The organism is Microbacterium sp. UMB0228 (genome assembly GCF_002871415.1).
Lineage (GTDB): Bacteria > Actinomycetota > Actinomycetes > Actinomycetales > Microbacteriaceae > Microbacterium.
Genome location: NZ_PNFU01000001.1, coordinates 674,632 through 693,311, shown reverse-complemented (window position 1 = coordinate 693,311; position 18,680 = coordinate 674,632). Strand labels below are relative to the sequence as shown.

At 69.0% G+C, this 18,680-nt stretch carries 15 protein-coding genes; 5 read left to right on the top strand and 10 right to left on the bottom strand.

Features of this window, described 5'->3' with window-relative positions:
- Positions 1-81 precede the first annotated feature (81 nt).
- Complete coding sequence (locus CJ226_RS03370; protein WP_062633774.1) at positions 82-399, bottom strand: WhiB family transcriptional regulator; 318 nt, start codon at positions 397-399, stop codon at positions 82-84.
- 154 nt (positions 400-553) lie between these two features.
- A complete protein-coding gene (gene manA / locus CJ226_RS03365) occupies positions 554-1,681 on the bottom strand; it encodes a mannose-6-phosphate isomerase, class I (protein WP_102208301.1) in 1,128 nt (375 codons plus the stop codon).
- A 68-nt stretch (positions 1,682-1,749) separates the two neighbouring features.
- Here manA and CJ226_RS03360 point away from each other — a divergent pair, with 68 nt between their 5' ends.
- Together CJ226_RS03360 and CJ226_RS03355 are read left to right on the top strand one after the other, a co-directional pair.
- A complete protein-coding gene (locus tag CJ226_RS03360; protein ID WP_062633770.1) occupies positions 1,750-3,165 on the top strand; it encodes an O-antigen ligase in 1,416 nt (471 codons plus the stop codon).
- On the top strand, positions 3,162-4,460 hold the full coding sequence (locus CJ226_RS03355) for an O-antigen ligase (protein ID WP_102208300.1): 1,299 nt from the start codon (positions 3,162-3,164) through the stop codon (positions 4,458-4,460). The genes CJ226_RS03360 and CJ226_RS03355 overlap by 4 nt, the downstream gene beginning before the upstream one ends.
- 10 nt (positions 4,461-4,470) lie before the next feature.
- Here CJ226_RS03355 and galE read toward each other — a convergent pair whose 3' ends face one another.
- Positions 4,471-5,460 (bottom strand): UDP-glucose 4-epimerase GalE, encoded by a 990-nt coding sequence (gene galE / locus CJ226_RS03350; protein WP_102208299.1) that lies wholly within the window; start codon positions 5,458-5,460, stop codon positions 4,471-4,473.
- A gap of 145 nt (positions 5,461-5,605) precedes the next feature.
- Between galE and CJ226_RS03345 the strand changes: the two genes are divergently transcribed.
- The 3 genes from CJ226_RS03345 to CJ226_RS03335 are packed head-to-tail and all read left to right on the top strand — an operon-like array spanning position 5,606 to position 9,061.
- Positions 5,606-7,516: a glycosyltransferase gene (locus CJ226_RS03345; RefSeq protein ID WP_062633764.1), complete on the top strand. Its 1,911-nt coding sequence runs from the start codon at positions 5,606-5,608 to the stop codon at positions 7,514-7,516.
- A complete protein-coding gene (locus tag CJ226_RS03340) occupies positions 7,513-8,475 on the top strand; it encodes a glycosyltransferase family 2 protein (protein WP_062633763.1) in 963 nt (320 codons plus the stop codon). Before CJ226_RS03345 ends, CJ226_RS03340 begins: the two co-directional genes overlap by 4 nt.
- Positions 8,476-8,479: 4 nt before the next feature.
- Positions 8,480-9,061, top strand: coding sequence for a hypothetical protein (locus CJ226_RS03335; RefSeq protein WP_102208298.1), 582 nt, complete (start codon positions 8,480-8,482; stop codon positions 9,059-9,061).
- Positions 9,062-9,091: 30 nt separating this feature from the next.
- On the opposite strand, the gene CJ226_RS03330 is transcribed toward CJ226_RS03335, so the two are convergent.
- The 7 genes from CJ226_RS03330 to CJ226_RS03300 all read right to left on the bottom strand — a co-directional run bounded on the left by CJ226_RS03330 (position 9,092) and on the right by CJ226_RS03300 (position 18,676).
- Positions 9,092-10,285, bottom strand: coding sequence for a polysaccharide pyruvyl transferase family protein (locus tag CJ226_RS03330; RefSeq protein ID WP_146008193.1), 1,194 nt, complete (start codon positions 10,283-10,285; stop codon positions 9,092-9,094).
- Positions 10,286-10,383: 98 nt separating this feature from the next.
- The gene (locus CJ226_RS03325) at positions 10,384-11,139 is read right to left on the bottom strand and encodes an ABC transporter ATP-binding protein (protein WP_102208296.1); all 756 of its coding nucleotides are present in this window, start codon (positions 11,137-11,139) and stop codon (positions 10,384-10,386) included.
- The gene (locus tag CJ226_RS03320) at positions 11,139-11,930 is read right to left on the bottom strand and encodes an ABC transporter permease (RefSeq protein WP_062633755.1); all 792 of its coding nucleotides are present in this window, start codon (positions 11,928-11,930) and stop codon (positions 11,139-11,141) included. The genes CJ226_RS03325 and CJ226_RS03320 overlap by 1 nt, the downstream gene beginning before the upstream one ends.
- Before the next feature lie 42 nt (positions 11,931-11,972).
- Positions 11,973-13,874, bottom strand: coding sequence for a glycosyltransferase (locus CJ226_RS03315; protein WP_062633753.1), 1,902 nt, complete (start codon positions 13,872-13,874; stop codon positions 11,973-11,975).
- A gap of 11 nt (positions 13,875-13,885) precedes the next feature.
- Positions 13,886-15,022 (bottom strand): UDP-galactopyranose mutase, encoded by a 1,137-nt coding sequence (gene glf, locus CJ226_RS03310; RefSeq protein WP_062633751.1) that lies wholly within the window; start codon positions 15,020-15,022, stop codon positions 13,886-13,888.
- A 70-nt stretch (positions 15,023-15,092) separates the two neighbouring features.
- On the bottom strand, positions 15,093-17,150 hold the full coding sequence (locus CJ226_RS03305; RefSeq protein WP_062633749.1) for an acyltransferase family protein: 2,058 nt from the start codon (positions 17,148-17,150) through the stop codon (positions 15,093-15,095).
- A 110-nt stretch (positions 17,151-17,260) separates the two neighbouring features.
- Positions 17,261-18,676 carry a bifunctional dTDP-4-dehydrorhamnose 3,5-epimerase family protein/NAD(P)-dependent oxidoreductase gene (locus tag CJ226_RS03300; RefSeq protein WP_062633747.1) on the bottom strand — a complete coding sequence of 472 codons (1,416 nt, stop codon included), beginning with the start codon at positions 18,674-18,676 and terminating at the stop codon, positions 17,261-17,263.
- Positions 18,677-18,680: the final 4 nt, after the last annotated feature.

The following is an 18,680-nucleotide window of genomic DNA, read 5'->3' as shown; positions in this document are numbered from 1 at the left end:
ACGTGGCCAGCCTATGCGCGCGGTCAGGCAGGGAAGCGGACCTGACCCGGCGCGCCCACGAAGCCGCGGGCTGACGGGAGCTCAGCTGGCTTGGCGCTTGAGCTTGCGACGCTCGCGCTCGGAGAGACCGCCCCAGATGCCGAAGCGCTCGTCGTTGGCCAGCGCGTACTCGAGGCACTCGCCGCGCACGTCGCACGAGGTGCAGATGCGCTTGGCGTCGCGCGTGGAGCCGCCCTTCTCCGGGAAGAAGGCCTCGGGGTCGGTCTGCGAGCACAGGGCGTCGCTCTGCCACGCGAGGGCGTTGTCGTCGTCCGGATCGGACCGGCGGACCCCGGGGACACCGAGGTTGACCGGATCGACGAACCAGTTCTCCGGCACATCGGAACGGTATCCCGTCATCTCGACCTCCAACCCTTCAAAAACCGCCCCCCTGGCGGGCCGTGCTCACCTAATTACACCCGTGTCATTCGCTCCGGTCAAGTCGCGGATCGTAAACCCTCAAGCGATTCTTGAAGGTTCATGGACGTCTCTCGGCGTGTCGCCCCCGCGCGGATCAGTGCCCGGGGGTGGCCACGAAGGCCTCCCCCGTGCCCGAGAGCGTCAGGCGGCGCTCCTCGGCATCCGCGAAGGCCACCGCGCCGATCCGGAGCGCGATGTCCGCTCCCGACTCCGCGGTCACGCGGACCGCACCACGGGTGGCCAGCACCATCGTCGGGCCCTCCACCTCCACGGTGATCGGTGCGCCGTCGAGGCGCACGCGCCGGAGGGCGAAGTCCGGCACCGGCACGGAGTACGTCGTCACGGCCTCGTCGCCCGCCGGCCGCAGCACCGGCACCTCGCCCGGCGTGGTGTCCAGGATCGCGAGCAGCTCCGGTACATCGATGCGCTTGGGCGTCAGGCCGCCGCGGAGCACGTTGTCGCTGGCCGCCATGATCTCCACGCCGAGACCGGAGAGGTACGCGTGCAGCAGGCCCGCCCGCAGGAAGACGCCCTCGCCGCGACGCAGCACGAGATGGTTCATGAGCAGAGCGACCACGACCCCCGGATCTCCGGGCGAGGTCTCGGCGATGGCGGCGACGGCGCGCAGCGACGGGTGCTCCGCTCCCGCTGGTCCGTCTGCGGCACGGCGGACGGCGGCGATGACCTCGTCCACCGCGGTCTGCGCCTCTCCCCCGAGCAGCCACCCGATCGCGTCTCCGAGCGGGTCTGCCGCGCCCGAGAGCCGTTCGCGCAGGGACCGCACCCCCGGAACGTCGTCGAGGGCGTCGAGCAGACGCAGGGTGTCGGCGACCGGACGCAGACCGCTGAGCGACTCGAAGCGCTCACTGAGGGCGACGAGGAGCTCCGGCTTATGGTTGTCATCGCGGTAGTTGCGTCGCGGGTCGTCGAGCGGCAGGGCGCTCTCCCGCGCCCAGCCGGCCCTCGCCTGCTCCTTCGTCGGGTGCACCTGGATCGACAGCGGCCGCGCGGCCGCGAGCAGCTTCAGCAGGTACGGCAGCGTGCCACCGGTCACCTCGTCCAGCGTCCCTCCGCCGTCGACGTCGGCAGGGTCGCCCGGGTGGTCGCCGAACCACACCTCGGCCTCCGGCGCCCCGGACGGGACGCGCCCTTCGAGTTCGGCGAGGAGAGACGGCGACCCCCAGGCGTAGTCGCGGGGCACGTTCGTGAGGCTGCGCAGCATGCCCCCAGCGTAGAGCCCGGGGCGACGGACGGGTCGGATCCGGGTCCGTCGAGGTAGCCTGAGTCGCGATGGCCCAGTACACCAAGCACCCGGTGGCCGCCCCGCCCACCGCGCCCGAGCGCGAATCCACGGGGCACCTCCTGCTGCGCGGGTACGTCATCGCCGTCCTCTTCGTGGCGTTCGCCCACTCCGCGGTCTACAACCTGCTGGGGGAGGTCGGCGCGGCGATCGTGCTCGCGCTCTTCACCGCGGCCACGCTGGCGATCGGGATCCCGATGCTGGCCCGGAACCGTCCGCAGCCGTTCCGCTGGCGCCGGCTGCCGTGGGCGGCCCTCGGCTACGCGGCCCTGGCCCTCCTCTCCGTCGTCTGGTCGCAGTGGCGCGTGCCGACCGTGGCGACGGGCGTCCTGTTGACCGCGGTCACCGTGAACGGCCTCTTCATCGCGCACGTGCTCACGTGGCACGAGATCGTCCGCGCGCTGTCCTCCGCGTTCAAGTGGATCCTGGGGCTGTCCCTCGCCCTCGAGCTCTGGGTCTCGCTCGTCCTGCACGGCCCCCTGCTTCCGAACTTCGTCGACCTCCCGCCGGGGAAGATCGACCCGCAGTGGTACTGGGTCCGCGACAACCTCTTCGACGGAGGGCGCATCCAGGGCATCCTCGGCAACGCGAACCTGCTCGGCATCGTGTCGCTCTTCGCCCTCCTCACCTTCGGCGTGCTGTTCGCGGCGAGGTCGCGCTGGCGCACGACGCTCGCGCTGTGGATGCTGCTGGCCGCGTACTTCCTGTTCCGCACGGCGTCGGCCACCGCCCTCGTGTGTGCCGGGGCCGCCGCCGTCGTGCTCCTCGTCGCCCTGCTCATGCGGCGCGCCGCCTCACCGGGCGGGCGCACCCGGATCTACGTCGTCGCGATCGGGTCGACCGCCGTGGGCGCCCTCGTGCTCTGGCTGCTGCGCGAACCGCTGCTCGGCCTGCTCGGCCGCAGCGCGGATCTGACCGGCCGGTCGAGCACGATCTGGGAGAAGGTCCTGGAGCGCGTCGCGGAGCACCCCGTGATCGGCAACGGGTTCTCGAGCCCCTGGGTGCCCACCGACCCGGCCTTCGACGGCTGGATCGTCGACCACGGCATCACCGTCTTCCACGCCCACAACATGTGGTTGGACGTGCTGCTGCAGCTCGGCATCGTCGGCCTCGTGCTGATGGCCGTCGCGTACGGCAGCCTGCTCTGGCGCTCCTGGTTCTTCGCCGTCGACCGGCCGCGATGGGATCTCGACGCGCGGCGCCCCTATTCTCCGCTGACGCTGCTGCCCAGCCTGTTCACCGTGGTGCTGCTGGTGCAGGGGCTCACGGAGTCCACCCCGATCATGCTGTGGGGCTGGCTGCTCCTGGTGCTCCTGTCCTTCAAGCTCAAGTCGGTGCCGCTGGTCGGCGTCGGCGAACGGGACCTCGTCTTCGAGCGCGGTGCGACGCCGCGGCGGGTGCCGTGACGACGGGGCATCCCCTCGCCCGCCTCCTCGAGTCGGCCGAGATGGCCAGGGCGTTCACGCTCGCGGCGCTGCTGGCCGTGTTCGGCTCGTTCGCGATCGAGCGGATGACCTCGGCGGTCACGCTCGCCACCGTCATCACCGCGCTGTGCCTGCTCGGTGCGGCGATCCTGTGGGTGCGGCGGGAGGAGCTGTCCCCGCTGCGGATCGCGCCGTCCTCGCTCGTGGCTTTCCTGGCCTGGGCCCTCGTGAGCCTGCTGTGGACGACCGACCGCTCCGACACGATCCTGGGCTGGCTGTCGCTCTTCGGCTACGCCTTCCTCGCCATCACCATCGGGCACGTCCGCGACACGCTGCAGACCGTCCGGGCGCTGGGCGACACGTTCCGCGTGCTCCTCGGCATCTCGCTCGGGGTCGAGATCCTGTCCGGGATCCTCCTCGACCTCCCCTTCGCGTTCCTCGACATCCAGGGCAACCTCGCGGCCGGCGGACCCATCCAGGGCCTGTTCGGCAGTCGCAACATGCTCGGCTTCATCGCCGTGCTCGCCCTCATCACGTTCGTGATCGAATGGCGCACGCAGTCGGTCGACCCGCCCCTCGCCGTCGGCTCGATCGCCCTCGCCTGCGGCCTCGCGTTCCTGTCCGCGTCGCCCACCGTGCTGGTGCTCGCCGGCGCGGTCGGGGTCGTCACCGTCGCCCTCACCATCGTCCGGCACACCCCGCCGGCGCGTCGCAACGTCGTGCAGTGGACCCTGGGGATCCTCGTCGCGCTCGCCCTCACCGTGGCGTTCGCGTTGCGCCACCAGATCATCGCCCTCCTCGACGCCGGGTCGGACTTCTCCATGCGCGCGGAGCTCTGGAACATGATCCTGGACTTCGTCGCGGTCAAGCCGATCACGGGGTGGGGATGGTTCGGCGACTGGGCGCGGGGCGAGTACCCGTTCACGTTCATCAACTTCCAGCTCGATGACCGCCACCAGAGCGCGCTGAACGCGTTCTTCGACGTGCTGCTGCAGCTCGGCACCGCGGGCCTTGTGCTCTTCCTCCTGCTCGGCGGCATCGCGCTGATCCGGTCCTGGCTGGTCGCGAGCGTGCGCCGCTCGGTCGTCTACGCGTGGACGCCCATCACGCTGGTCACCCTGGCGGTCGACTCGATGTTCGAGAGCTTCACGCTCGTGGACGCCGGCTGGTTCATGCTCGTGCTGTGCGCGCTGCGGGCCGGACAGTCCCGGTCGTGGCGGGAGAACATCGACGCCGCCCATACGGGCGCCATCCCGACGCTGCGCCCGCGGGAGTGAGGCGTCGGGCTCAGCGGACCGTCGGGAGCTTCTCGGCCCAGGCCAGTGCGTCGCGCACGCCGTCGTCGACGGAGCGCTCCGCGCGCCAGCCCAGGACCTCGCGCGCGCGATCCACGATCGCGAAGGCTCCGGCCTGGTCCCCCGGGCGCCGCTCCGTCTCGACGACGGGCAGCGGGGCGCCGGTCACCCGCTCGAACGCCTGCACGAGCTCACGGACAGTGACCCCGTCGCCGGTGCCGAGGTTGATCACCCGGTAGGGCTCGGTGGGCGTGGCGACCTCGTCGAACCGCGTCACCGCGGCGACGTGCGCGAGCGCGAGGTCCCAGACGTGCACGTAGTCGCGCAGGCCCGAGCCGTCCCTGGTCGGCCAGTCCGTCCCCGTGATCGTGAAGGGCTCGCCGGCCGCCCGCGCCTGCATGATCTTCCCGAGCGCATGCGTCGGCTCGGGGTTCTGCAGGCCGGTGCGCAGCTGCGGGTCGGCGCCGATCGGATTGAAGTAGCGGAGAGCGATGGCCCGGACGTCGCCCGCGGCCGCGGCATCGGCGAGGATCTGCTCGACCATGGCCTTGGTGGTGGCGTACGGGCTGGAGGGAGCGATGCGGCCGCTCTCGTCGACCCCGTCCCCCGTCTCCCCCGCATAGATCGAGGCGGACGAGCTGAAGACGATGCGCTGGATGCCGGCATCACGGAGACGCCGGAACAGGACGATCGACCGGCCGACGTTGGTGTCGTAGTACCCGAGCGGGTCCGCCACGGACTCCGGCACGACGACACGCGCGGCGCAGTGCACGACCGCGTCGATGTCCGGATGATCGCCCAGCAGGCGGTCGAGGACCGCCGCGTCGGCGATGTCGCCCACGTACAGCTCGCGCCCCGCCCCGAAAGCGGCGAGGCCCGTGGAGAGGTCGTCCAGCAGCACGACCTCGATCCCGGCCTCCAGGCACGCGGTCGCCACGGTCGATCCGATGTAGCCGGCCCCGCCGGTGATCAGTACCTTCATCGCGGTCAGTCTAGCCACGCCCGCCGTCTGCGCGGGCAGGGCTCTCCGCCGATCCGAAGGCGACCAACGGTAGGCTACTGAGTGTCCGTCGAGTCTGCGCTGCCCTCCGGCAGCGGCCGCGGCACCAACAACGGAGAACCTCCCTGTGGCCCACGTCCTTCAGAACGTCGTCTTCCCGCTCGATCGCGACCCCGACCTGCTCCCGCTGTACGCCGACCCGGAGACATGGTCCGTGATCGAGGACGAGCCCGTCCGCGTCTCCAGCCGTGCGCACCTGGGGAACATCCTCGGTCGTCACCGCGCGCGCATCGTCGCCGGACGTCGCGTCTCCCTCGGCACGTACTTCAACGCCTTCCCCGCCTCCTACTGGCAGCACTGGACGAGCGTGCGCGACGTGCGGCTCACCGTGCGTACCACGGGCCCAGCGACCCTCCTCGTCTATCGCTCCAACGGCTCCGGCATCCGCCAGCGCGTCGCCACCCGCGAGGTCACCGGCGAGGCGACGACGTCCTTCGATCTCGACCTCACCCAGTACAGCGACGGCGGGTGGATCTGGTTCGACATCGTCGCCGATGAGAAGCCCGCCGTTCTCGAGGGCGCAGAGTGGACCACCGAGCACGAGCCCGCCCGCACCGGCAAGGCATCGCTGGGCATCACGACGTACAACAAGCCGGACTACTGCGTCGAGACGCTGCGGGCTCTCGCGGCGTCTCCGGACGCCCTCGAGTTCGTCGACCGCATCTTCCTCGTCGACCAGGGCACCCAGCTCGTCACGGATCAGGACGGCTTCGCCGCCGTGAGCGAACGACTCGGCGCCACGCTGCAGGTCATCCGCCAGAGCAACCTCGGCGGGTCGGGCGGCTTCGCCCGCGCGATGCACGAATCGCTGCGCCGGCCCGAGACCGATTTCGTTCAGCTCTTGGACGACGACGTCCGCATCGAGCCGGAGTCTCTCCGTCGCTCGATCGTGTTCGGGCAGTACGCGACCACACCCGTCCTCGTCGGCGGACACATGTTCGATCTCCTCGATCGGCCGAAGCTGCACGGCTGGGCCGAAGTCGTCGACGAGGCGCCCTTCATGTGGCGCAACCTCTATCAGGAGAAGATGCCGCACGATTTCGGCGCGTCGAACCTGCGCCAGTCCCCGCTGCTGCACATGCGGATGGACGCCGACTACAACGGCTGGTGGATGTGCCTCATCCCGCTGGAGGCCGTGCGCACGGTCGGGCTGTCGCTTCCCGCGTTCATCAAGTGGGACGACGCCGAGTTCTGCCTGCGCGCGGGGGAAGCGGGCTTCCCGACGGTCTCGATGCCCGGCGTCGCCCTCTGGCACGTGTCCTGGGTGAACAAAGACGACACGATCGATTGGCAGGCCTACTTCCACGCCCGCAACCGCATCGTCGCCGCGCTGCTGCACTCTCGCGCGCCGCGGGGCGGACGTCTGCTCGTGCACAGCCGCCGTGTCGACCTCAAGCACCTCATGATGATGCAGTACTACCCGGTGGCCCTGCGCGCGAAGGCGCTCAGGGACGTGCTCTCGGGTCCACAGCACATGCGCCGGAATCTGGGGACGGCGATGCCCGCCGCCCGAGCCCTCGCCGACCAGTACCCCGAGACGGTGGTCCACCGCGATCCCGCCAGGATTCTGCATTCGCGTCGGGGACGTCAGGTGTACAAACTCCTTCCGAAGAACGAGCTCGACAGCCCGACCGGTCTGCGGCTGCGCTGGTTCACCCTCAAGACACTCCTGTCGCACTGGGTGCACCGCCCGCACCCCGCGAACGTCGCCCGACCCGAGGTCGAGTTCGGGAAGGACGATGCTCACTGGTGGCGCGTCCCCCACTTCGACAGCGCTCTCGTCAGCGCCGCCGACGGCTCCGGCAAGAACATCTACACCCGAGACAGGGCCACGTATCGCCGGATGCTGCGCGAGTCCGTGCGGCTGCACGCCGCGCTGCGGCGGCGCTGGCCCGAACTCCAGCAGCAGTACCGCGAGGCGCTGCCCGACCTCGTGTCACCGGCGTCCTGGCAGCAGATCTTCGAGGAGAAGGAATGACCGTCGAGTCCCCCGCGTTCGACCCCACCACCACCGCGATCGTCATCGTGACGTTCAATCGTTCGCACCTGCTCTCCGGTCTGCTGACGAGCATCACCGCGATGGATCCGAAACCCGGCCACATCGTCGTGATCGACAACGCCTCCTCGGACGACACCACCGACGTCGTCGAGTCCTTCCGCGACGACATCGGCACCGAGCTCGTCTATCGCCGACTCGACGTCAACACCGGCGGCTCGGGCGGCTTCAGCGAGGGCATGCGCACCGCGTACGACCTCGGCGCCGAATGGGTCTGGATGATGGACGACGACGTCGAGGTGCTCCCCGACGGCCTCGCGCGCATGGGCGCTTGGGCCCCCCGGTTCAAGAGCATCCAGGGACGACGCTACGACTACGACGGGAGCGAGTTCTACTGGCAGTACCGTATCGCCGAGCGCATGGGCATCCCGATCCCGTTCGCCCCCGCAGGGTTCGACTCCTCGGGCTACAAGGAGATGAACAGCGGGTGCTTCGAGGGGATGTTCATCCACCGCTCGATCGTGCAGCAGATCGGTCTGCCCGACCCGCGGTTCTTCATCTACTGGGACGATCAGATGTACGGCTGGCTCGCGTCACGGCTGACGACCGCGGTCATCGTCGACGAGTTCGTCCTGCGCCGCACGCGCGAGATCAAGCAGTGGGACATGGGCATCCGGCACATGAACGCGTCGAGCAACGCCTATCGCTACTACATCATGCGCAACCGGGCCTTCATCAAGCAGTATTACCGCGTGCACGGCGTCTACAACCCGTTCCTGTTCGGGCTGGGCACGACGATGACCTTCGCGAAGGAGCTCATCCGGCTGTTCTTCGTGGAGCGGACCGTGCGAGGAACGAGCAACCTCTTCCGCGGGCTCCGCGACGGCGGGCGGCTGGGCCGAGACCGCGCCTGGCAGCCGATGGCACCCCTGGAGGCGTGAGGCGATGAGCACGGATCTGGACGGCCACGACGACCGTCGCGCGACGGCGTCGAGCAATCGCGGCCGAATCGCTCTCATCGTGGGGCTGACGGTCGTTCTGGTGGTCATCGTCGTCGTCTTCCTCGCGCTCTTGCTTCCCCGCACGACGGCGCCGGCCCCTGAGCCTTCCCCCACGGCCACGCCCTCCGCGACCGCGACGCCCTCATCGTCTCCGAGCTCGACGCCGACCGCCCCCTCTCCGTCGCCGGTGACGTCGCCGCCGCCCCCGAGCGACCCCGATCTCGCACTCTTCCGTGATCGCATGACGCCGCTCCTCGACGACGCGGCGACCGGACTCGGATTCGTCGAGGCCGGGGGCACGGCGCAGGACGTCGCCTCGATCGTCGAACAGCTGCAGATCGATGCGCAGCGCATGTCCGAGGCGAATCCTCCGGCATCGCTCAAGGACTCGTGGCGTGAGGCGGTGGGCGCGTACGGCAGCCGGCTGGACGAGCTGCGCGCGGCGGACACGGGCTCCGAATCCGCAGCCGCCCTCGAGGCCGCTCGTGCCCGCCTCGACGATCTCCGGGAGCTCCTCGGCGCCTAGGGCCCGGCCGCGCGCCGCGGGTGCCGCCGGTCAGCGGAGGTAGAGGTGTGCGGCCAGCTCTGCCTTCCGCAGGCCGAACTCCTGTGCCCGCGCGGGGAAATCGGGATCGCCCGTCGGCGTCGGGAGGGCCTCGCTCTCGGGCGTACCCCCGTCGCCGAGGTCGGAGCTCGCCCATCCTGTGCCGAGTTCCTGGAGCGACGCATGCTTGATGTCGTAGTACCCGGGTCGAGCGTTGACGACGGTGCCTCTCGCCCCCGCCGCGGCAGCGAGCAGATGGAAGTGGAAGCGGGTGGTCAGCCACTCCTGCCCCTCCCGGGCGGGGAATCCCTCATCCCAGATCCGCAGGAACGGGAAGAACGGCGACCCGTCGGCGACGAAGGGCGCGGCACGACGGTGGTCCTCGGGAGGGATCCCCTCCGCGAAACCGACGGCGAGCGGGTCCGTCCGCGCGGCCATGAACCGCGTCACGAGCCGGTCCAGCCGTTCATCCGTGTCGGGGTCGGCCATGTCGCCCTGCACGAGGACCATGGTGTCGGGAAGGCCCTCGGGCGGCGCGTAGATCGGCCGGTCGTTCGCGAACGCGAGGAAGGCGTCATCCAGGCCCTGCACCACGCCGAAGGCCTGGGCACTCGCCTCGTCCCGGGCCTCGACGTAATCGAATTGCTGCAGGCGCGCGCGCAGCCACTCTCTGGTCTCCCCCTCATGCGGGAGCAGCCCCTGCCCCGTCGCGAAGAGGCGGATGCCCCACTCCGCCTTGAGCGTGACGAGGGCCTCGATGATCCCGAAGTTCTCCGGCCAGATGGAGTTCATGTACCCACCGCCGAGGAGATGGATGGACGCCATCCCGCGCAGGTCCCGCAGACCGAGGTCGTATCGGGGCGATCCCAACTCGCGGATCAATCCGCGCATCCGGGAAGCAGCGGCCTCGTGGTCGTCCGCCGGCCCCGTATGCGTCGCGTGCCACAGGGTGTTCGTCGTCTTCAGACGGGGGTGGGTGTCCCGGAAGAGGTGAGCGGCCCTCCCCGGCTCGATCGTGTCGAGCCACACCTCGCGGTACGGCTGATGCTCGGCGAGCCAGTCGAGCCAGGACCGGGTGATGAACTCATCCCCGAAGTTGGGCTGTCCGCCCGCGGAGACGAGGTAGAGGGGCGCCTGCGGAGCGCGGAAGACCTGCTCGCCCATACGGCGGATGGTGCGCGCGGCGCGCACGGGTAACGACGGCACGGAAGCATCTCCTCAGGTCGGGAGGTGAGGGCGAGTCGGTCGGGTGAGCCCGTCTCTGCTCCGTCGAGCCTACCGTCCGGATGGGCGGAGCGCGGCACTCACGCGCGACCCATATCCGCGTTGTAGCGATCGAGCACCGTATCGATCGGCCCGTCGAGGACCAGCCCTCCCCGGTCCAGGTACAGCCCCCGGGTGCAGAAACGGCGGAGATCGCGCTCGTTGTGCGAGACGAAGAACAGGGTCCGTCCGTCCGCCAGAAGCTCGTCGATACGGCGGTAGCACTTGTCGCGGAACGCCTTGTCGCCCACCGCGAGCACCTCGTCGACGAGCAGGATCGGCTCTTCGAGCTGGGAGACGACGGCGAAAGCGAGGCGCACTTTCATCCCGTTGGAGAGGTGCTTGTACGGGGTGTCCTCGAAACCCGCGAGCTCCGCGAACGCGATGATGTCGTCATAGCGCCGGGACACCTCGGCGCGGGACATGCCGTGCAGCCCCGCGGTGAGGCGCACGTTCTCCCGCACGGTGAGGTCCCCGACGAAACCGCCGGTGATCTCGATGAGCGGAGCGACGCCACCGTTGACGGTGACCGTGCCCTCGTCCGGGAGGAGGACTTTCGCGACGAGGCGCAGCAGCGTGGACTTGCCCTGCCCGTTGCGCCCGACCACGCCGATCGCCTCTCCCGGCTCCACGACGAAGGAGACGTTCCGCAACGGCCAGAACTCGTCCGGACGGGACCGTCGCGATGCTCCCGCGAACAGGTCCTTGAAGCTCCGACGGCCCCGTCGATTGCGGCGGAACCGCACACCGAGCCCGTCCGCCGCGATCGCCACCTTCGGTGTCCGCTCCTCAACCATCAGAGCTCCTTCAGAACTGTGCGCTCGAGCCGACGGAAGACGAAGATGCCGAGCGCGAGGATAGCGAGAGTCATCGCGATGCCGATGAGGACCGGACCCGTGCTCCACTGATCGGGGAAGAAACCGTTGCGGTAGAGCGTGAAGATGCCCGCGAGGGGGTTGAACGCGCCGATGACGTCGAAGGGCGCAGGAAGATCCGAGATGCCGTAGATGATCGGCGTGGCGTAGAAGAGGGCCCGCAGAACGAGCGCGGTCGTGCGCTCGAGGTCGGTGTAGAGCACGCACAGCGGTGCGATCAGGAGCCCCAGGCCGACCAGGAGCGTCGCCTGGAGAACCACGGCGAGCGGGAACCACAGCAGCCCCCAGCCCACCGGCGCGCCCGTGGCGATCGCGAACAGGGCCAAGACGGGCAGCGAGAAGAGGAACTCGATGCCCTTGCTGAGGACGATCCTGTTGACCCAGATCGACCGCGGGATCGCGGTCGATCTGACGAGGCGTGAGTCCTTCCGGAACGCGCGGGTGAAGTCGGACATCGAGGTGTTGAACCACACCCACGGCAGGAGCGCCGTGAGGAGGAACACGATGTAGGGCTCCTCCCCCACGGTGCGATGGAAGACGACGGTGAAGACGAACCAGTAGATGGCGCTCATGACCAGCGGGTCGAGCACAGACCACAGGTAGCCGAGCATGCTGGTGGCATACCGGACCCGGAGGTCGCGCGCGGACAGCAGCCACAGCGAGTGGAGGTAGCGCCGAGGCGTGCCGGGCGCCCCCACCGTCGAAACGCTCATCGTGTTCCTGTGTCCGTCATGTCGCGTCGCGGGCTCGCGGCGTCAATCGCCGCTCTGCGCGGCGTCGAAGAGCTCACGCCACTTCGCGGGAGAGGTGATCTGCGGGGCGCCGTCGGCGTATTCCTCGGCGAGCTGCTTCCATCCGCGGGCCAGCCGCAGATGCAGTCGGATGCTCCGCCACAGGAAACGACGCATCGTCGCGCGGTCACGCTGATACCACGCGACGCCGATGCCGTCCGGCGACGTGACCAGCGCCGAGTCGATGTCGGCGAACCGCCACCACGTGATGTCCTGCGCCGAGATGATGCGCTCGGGGTTGCGCCGGCTGCCCGGAGCCTGACGGACCAACAGCTGCCGCGCGGCGACCCGCGCCGCCAGCATCAGCGCCGCGATGGGGTTCGTCGGCTTGCTGACGCCGCCGAGCAGAGCCACGGAGGACCGGCGAACCGGCGGCAAGGTCGCGAAGTCCTCGACCACCTTCGAGTCGATGTACTGCGCGCGCAGCGCACGGATCTCGCCCTGCTTCCGCGGCAGCAGGTCCGGGAGCTGCCCCGGACCGCGGAAGACGTCGCGGAGCGCCTCGTGCCGCAGGCGCACCGCGGAGTACTGCAGCATGAACAGCAGCTTGATGTCGCCGAGGAACGAGACCAGCGGAAGCGAGCCCCCGTTGCGGACGTGGGAGTGCAGCAACCCCGTCACCACCCGGTTGCGGTGGATGAAATACTCCTCCCAGGTGCGGGTGGGGTCCTTGTCGTGCCAGGCCATGTGCCACACGGCCACGCCCGGCAGGCACACCGTCGGATAGCCGTGGTCGCGGGCCCGGAGCGAGAACTCGATGTCGTCGAACTTCAGGAAGACGGGGAGGGAGAGTCCGATCTCGCGGAGGATCCTCGTGGGGATGAGACACATCCACCAGCCGTTGAAGTCGGCATCGAGGTGGCGATGCAGCTCCGGCGTGGAACGCAGGGGCTCTTCGGCGAAGTCGTGATCGTACTCGCTCTCCCCCGACGGCCGCATCCAGGACTTCCGCTGATCCCAGACCTCGCCCTGCGTGTAGAGCACGGAGCGGTCATCGAGGTGCAGCATCCCGCCCCCGACGATGGTCGGGACGGTGGCGAAGTCGGCGAAGCGCACCGCCCGTACGATGGCTTCCGGTTCGGAGATCGCATCGTCGTCGAGGAGCAGCACGTAGTCGCTGCCGTCGTCGAGGGACTCGAGCATCGCTCGCGAGAACCCTCCGGACCCGCCGAGGTTGGGCTGTCGGATGACCGCCAGCTTGTCACCCAGCCTGGCAGCCGCCTCCGCGAATCCCGGCTGGTCGCTGACGAGGTCCGTACCCTGGTCGACCACCACGACACGGTCCAACACCTCGTGGACGTGCGGATTCTGGCCGACGGCCACGATCTGGTTGAGGCAGTAGGACGGGCGGTTGAACGTGGTGATCCCCACCGTGGCGGTTCCCGGCTTCCAGTCCTCCGGGGCGGCGACCTGCCACTCGGCGGAGACCAGCGTGGCGTCGGAGCTTCCCGCCGCGATGTCGAACCAGTAGAAGCCCCCGTCGATGAACGACGTCACGGGGAGATCGAACGTGACGGTCTCATCCGTGAAGGTCTTGGAAGCGAGCGCCGACGCGCGTCCTCGGGCACTGGACTTGTACACGGAGATGAGTCCGCGCCCTTCGACCGTCGCCACCAGCCGCACGGCACGGACCGGCGTGGAGTGCTGCCAGTCACTCGCGGGGAAGGCGTTGAAGAACGTGCTCAGCGACACACGACGATGCGCATAGACCTTGATGCTGCGACGACTGACGATCTCGTACGCCTCACCGGGCTGAGAGCCGTCCCCTGACCCCGTATCGACGTACAGCGCCGACACCTCGGCGACGCCCTCCCCCGGGAAGACCGTGTGGTTGACGGCGACGTAGTTCTTCGCTTCCTCGGCCATGGTGTCCTCCCTCACGCGAGGTGGTTGTTCCACATCGACAGGGCGGAGCCGATGGCCATGTGCATGTCGAGGTACTGGTAGGTGCCGAGGCGGCCACCGAAGTGCACGTCCTGCTCCCCCTTGGTGAGCTCCCGGTAGGCGAGAAGACCCTCCCGGTCGCTCTGCGTGTTCACGGGATAGTACGGCTCATCGTCACGCGTCGCGAAGCGGGAGAACTCCCGCATGATGACCGTCTTGTCCGTCGGGTAGCGATCGGCGCGCTCCGGGTGGAAGTGACGGAACTCGTGGATGCGCGTGTAGGGCACGTCCTCGTCCGCGTAGTTCATCACCGAGGTGCCCTGGAAGTCGCCGGTCGGGAGCACCTCCTCCTCGAAGTCGAGGGTCCGCCACGACAGCGCGCCCTCGGAGTAGTCGAAGTAGCGGTCGACCGGGCCGGTGTAGACGATCGGCAGCTGACCCACGACGGCCTTCTTGTTCAACGGCTGCGCCTCGTCGAAGAAGTCGACGTTGAGCTTCACCTCGATGTTGGGGTGGTCGGCCATCCGCTCGATCCACGCCGTGTAGCCGTCGGTCGGGAGCCCTTCCCAGGTGTCGTTGAAGTACCGGTTGTCGTACGTGTAGCGGACCGGGAGACGGCTGATGATCTCCGCGGGGAGCTGCTTCGGGTCGGTCTGCCACTGCTTGGCCGTGTAGTCCCGGATGAATGCCTCGTACAGCGGGCGTCCGATGAGGCCGATCCCCCGCTCCTCCAGGTTCTGCGCCTGCTTCGGGTCGAACTCTCCCGCGAGCTCGTGCACCAGCGCGCGCGCCTCGTCCGGCGAGTAGGCGGCGTTGAAGAACTGGTTGATCGTCCCCAGGTTGATGGGGAGCGGGAAGACCACGCCCTTGTGGTTCGTGTACACGCGGTGCACGTAATCGGTGAACGTCGTGAAGCGGTTGACGTACTCCCAGACGGTCGGGTTCGAGGTGTGGAAGAGATGAGCGCCGTAGCGGTGGACCTCGATGCCGGTCTCCGGCTCGTCCTCGCTGTAGGCGTTGCCCCCGATGTGGTGGCGACGGTCGATGACCGTGACCTTGCGTCCTGCCTGTGCGGCCCGTTCAGCGATGGTGAGTCCGAAGAAACCCGAACCGACGACGAGGAGATCCATAGAGACAACTTTCCTGATGCTGAGCGACGTGTGATGCGCGTGCATCGCGACAGGCACGCGCTTCCACATTTTAGCCGTCAGTGGGTGAGATCACGCTGAGGGCTCGGCTGCCATCGCCGGATTCGGCCAGGATCTGCTCCAGCACAGGGGTGAGGGTTCGGGCGTAGGTCCCGGAGAGATGGTTGTCGTCGATGTAGACGGCGACATTGCCGATGACCGCTTCGCACACATCGGACGGACACAGCCACGGAGTGAAGTCGACGAGCGTGATGTCGTTCCCGAGCGCTTCCGCGGGATTCTCCGCCGCCAGGACCTCCTCCCGGGGAACCGCGCAGTCCACGGACGCGTCGATGGCGCACTGGTACATGTCGATCGAGAATCGAGGGTTGTCCCGCACGCCGATGACGGGGATCCCTGCCATGCGCATCTCCGCGACGACGTCCTCCACCCCGCGCAGCAGTCGTTCCGGCGCGCTCGCGTCGGCCCTTGTCACCACGATGTACACGGCGTCGGGCGAGATCTCCTTCGCATAGTCGAAAGCCGCGCGCACCCAGGTCTCGCAGGAGTCGAGGCTGAGACTGCGGGATTCCTCGAAGAGGCCCGCCGTGCAGCCGCCGTGGAGAAGGGTGATCACGGCCACGTCGTCGTCGTCCTCGAAGAGGGCGTTCAGCGGAATCGACAGCTGCTGCGCATGCGAGTCGCCGATCACGAGCACGCGGTGCTCCGCCGTCTCCGCGCCGACGTTCTGGTTGCAGGATGTTCGGATCATCTCCGACTTCGGGGCGAGGGCGCCCTCACAGGCCGGTCCGACCAGCGACCACTCGTCCTCCAGAGCCGTCGGCAGCGGAATCAGCGGCTGCTCGCCGCCGGCGATGTCGATCGCCGCGCCGACCTGCGCGGCGCCGGGATAGTGCGAGTCCGCGACCTCGGCGGCGATCTCCGCTGCCCGGAGCTCCTGGGTCCCCCGCCATGTCCCCGTCACGCCGGCGACGACGACGACGGACGCGGCGATCACCGCCAGACCCCGGAGGGAACCGGCGCGTCCTGTCCTCGACGATTCGCGGAGCGGCCTCTCGATCCCTCGCGAGAGCAGACGCGCCGCCACGAGAGAGCACAGGATGATTAGGGTTCCGGCCCCGAGCCCCACGCGGTCGACATCCCACAGGACCATTCCGGTCACGAGGATCGGCCAGTGCACGAGGTAGAGCGCGTAGGCGTCCCCGCTGAGGAAGGTCATCGGCTTCGAGGCCAGGAACGACGCCGGCCCGCCCCGCGTGTCGCCGACGCCCGAGACGATCACCGCGGCGGCGCACAGCACGGGCCACAGGGCCAGGAAGCCGGGGAACCGGCCGCTGACGTCGAGCAGGATCCCGCACAGCACGATCCCCGCGACGCCCGTCCACCCGAGCACGGCGCGGGCGACGACGCCCAGACGGATGGCAGGGAGAAGCAGCGCGAGCAGCGATCCCGCGGCGAACTCCCACAGCCGGGTCCGCGTGTCGAAGTACGCGAAGGCCTGATCCGCCCGCGTCTCGACGATGGAGAACCACAGCGACCAGACGAAGATCACGAGGAAGACGCCGACCAGCGTCGGCCGCACGAGGTCCCGGCGCCGCCGGAGGAGAAGGGCGACCAGGAAGATGAGCAGGGGCCAGAGGAGGAAGACCTGGCCCTGGATCGACAGGGACCAGAAGTGCTGCAACGGGCTCGTCTCTGAGCTGTCGCGTGCGTAGTAGTCCACCGCCGAGAAGGCCAGCTGCCAGTTCTGCACGTAGAAGAGGCTGGCCCAGGTCTCGTTCCAGATGCGCGTCCATTGGGTGGGTGGGAAGAACGCCGCGGCCGCCGCGAGCACGGCGAGCAGCGTCGCTGCGGCGGCCGGCACAAGCCGCCGGAATCGCCGGATCCAGAATCGGGGCAACGCCAGCGGGGTCCCGGCCTCCGCCCGGCGCGCGAGCGAGCCGGTCAGCAGGAACGCCGAGATCATCAGGAAGACGTCGACGCCGCCCGAGACACGACCGAACCAGACGTGGTAGATGACGACGAGCACGATCGCGAGCGTGCGCAGACCGTCGATGTCGGCGCGGTAGCCGGCACCGCGGAGATCAGGGACTGTCCTCGTTGGGGGCACGCGGAAACCTCGGTCAGACGGCGGAGGCCTCCACGGGTTCGGGTGGGTGGAGGCTCCGATCCAGCCTAGCCCAGGCGTCCGCCGGCGTCACACGCTCACGTCGGGTGCGCTCACCCCCGGAGGTAGTCCTCGAGCTGCGCCCCGGCGTCGATCGGGACGAAGCCGGTCGCCTCGATCTTCGCGAGGTCGAGCACGCTGTTGGACGGCCGCGGCGCGACCGGGCCCTCGGCGCTCGCGAAGTACTCCGCCGTGCTCACTCCGGTGACGTGCGAACGATCGGCGCCCACGAGTGCGAAGATGTCGCCCGCGATCTCCGCCCACGTGCGGGGCTCGCCCGCGCCGCTGACGTTGTAGATCCCGTACGGTGCGCGGGTCGAGAGGAGGTGGACGATGGCTCGCGCGATCTCGGTCGCGAAGGTGAGGCGGCCCCGTTGGTCGTCGACGACCTTCGGCGCGATGCCGCGTTCTGCCAACGACGCCATCGTGCGGACGAAGTTCTTCCCGTCGCCGATGACCCACGAGGTACGCACGACGTAGTGCCGGGGGACGGTGGTGACCGCGAGATCACCCGCCGCCTTGGACTGCCCGTACACACCCAGCGGGCACACCGCGTCGTCTTCGCGGTACGCGCGGTCTGCCGAGCCGTCGAACACATAGTCGCTCGACACGTGGACCAGGGTGAGACCGTACTCCCCGGCGATGCGGGCCAATGTCGCGGGACCGGAGGCGTTCGCGGCCCAGGCATCCCTCCGTCCGTCCGCCGTCTCGGCGAGGTCGACGGCGGTGTAGGCGCCGGCGTTGATGATCGTGTCGTAGTCCCGCCAGCGTCGCGATGTCGCGATTCCGGGGTCACCGAGGTCGAACTCGGCCCTGGTCGTCCACTCGATGTGCGGAAGGTCGCCGAGCTCGGTCCGCAGCGCCCGTCCCACCTGGCCGCCCGCGCCGACGACGAGCGTCTTGCGGGCGCCGATGGGCGTGACATCAGCCAGGCGGGGGTGTGTCCGATCCTTCTCCGAGATCTCGACCTCGGAGAGCGGGATCGGCCAATCGATCGCCACGCTCTCGTCGGCGAGGTTGAGGAACGAATAGGACGCGTCGGCCGACCAATGGTCGTTGACCAGGTAGGTGTACGCCGTGTCCGGCTCCAGCGTCTGGTAGGAGTTGCCCACGCCGCGCGGGACGAAGATGGCCTTCGAGGGATCGATCTCGGCCGTGAACACGGCACCGAACGTCGGTCCCTCCCGCAGGTCGACCCATGCCCCGAAGATGCGTCCGGTGGCCACGGAGACCCACTTGTCCCAGGGCTCGGCGTGGATGCCGCGGGTGGTCCCGACCGCGTCGTTGAACGAGACGTTGTTCTGAACCGGGCCGAAGTCCGGCAGTCCGATCGCGGTCATCTTCTCACGCTGCCAGTTCTCTTTGAACCAGCCGCGTGAGTCCCCGTGCACGGGGAGATCGAACAGGACCAGACCGGGGATTCCGGTCTCGATCTGCGCGAGCTTCTTGCCGAACTCGATGTCGCCCACCGTC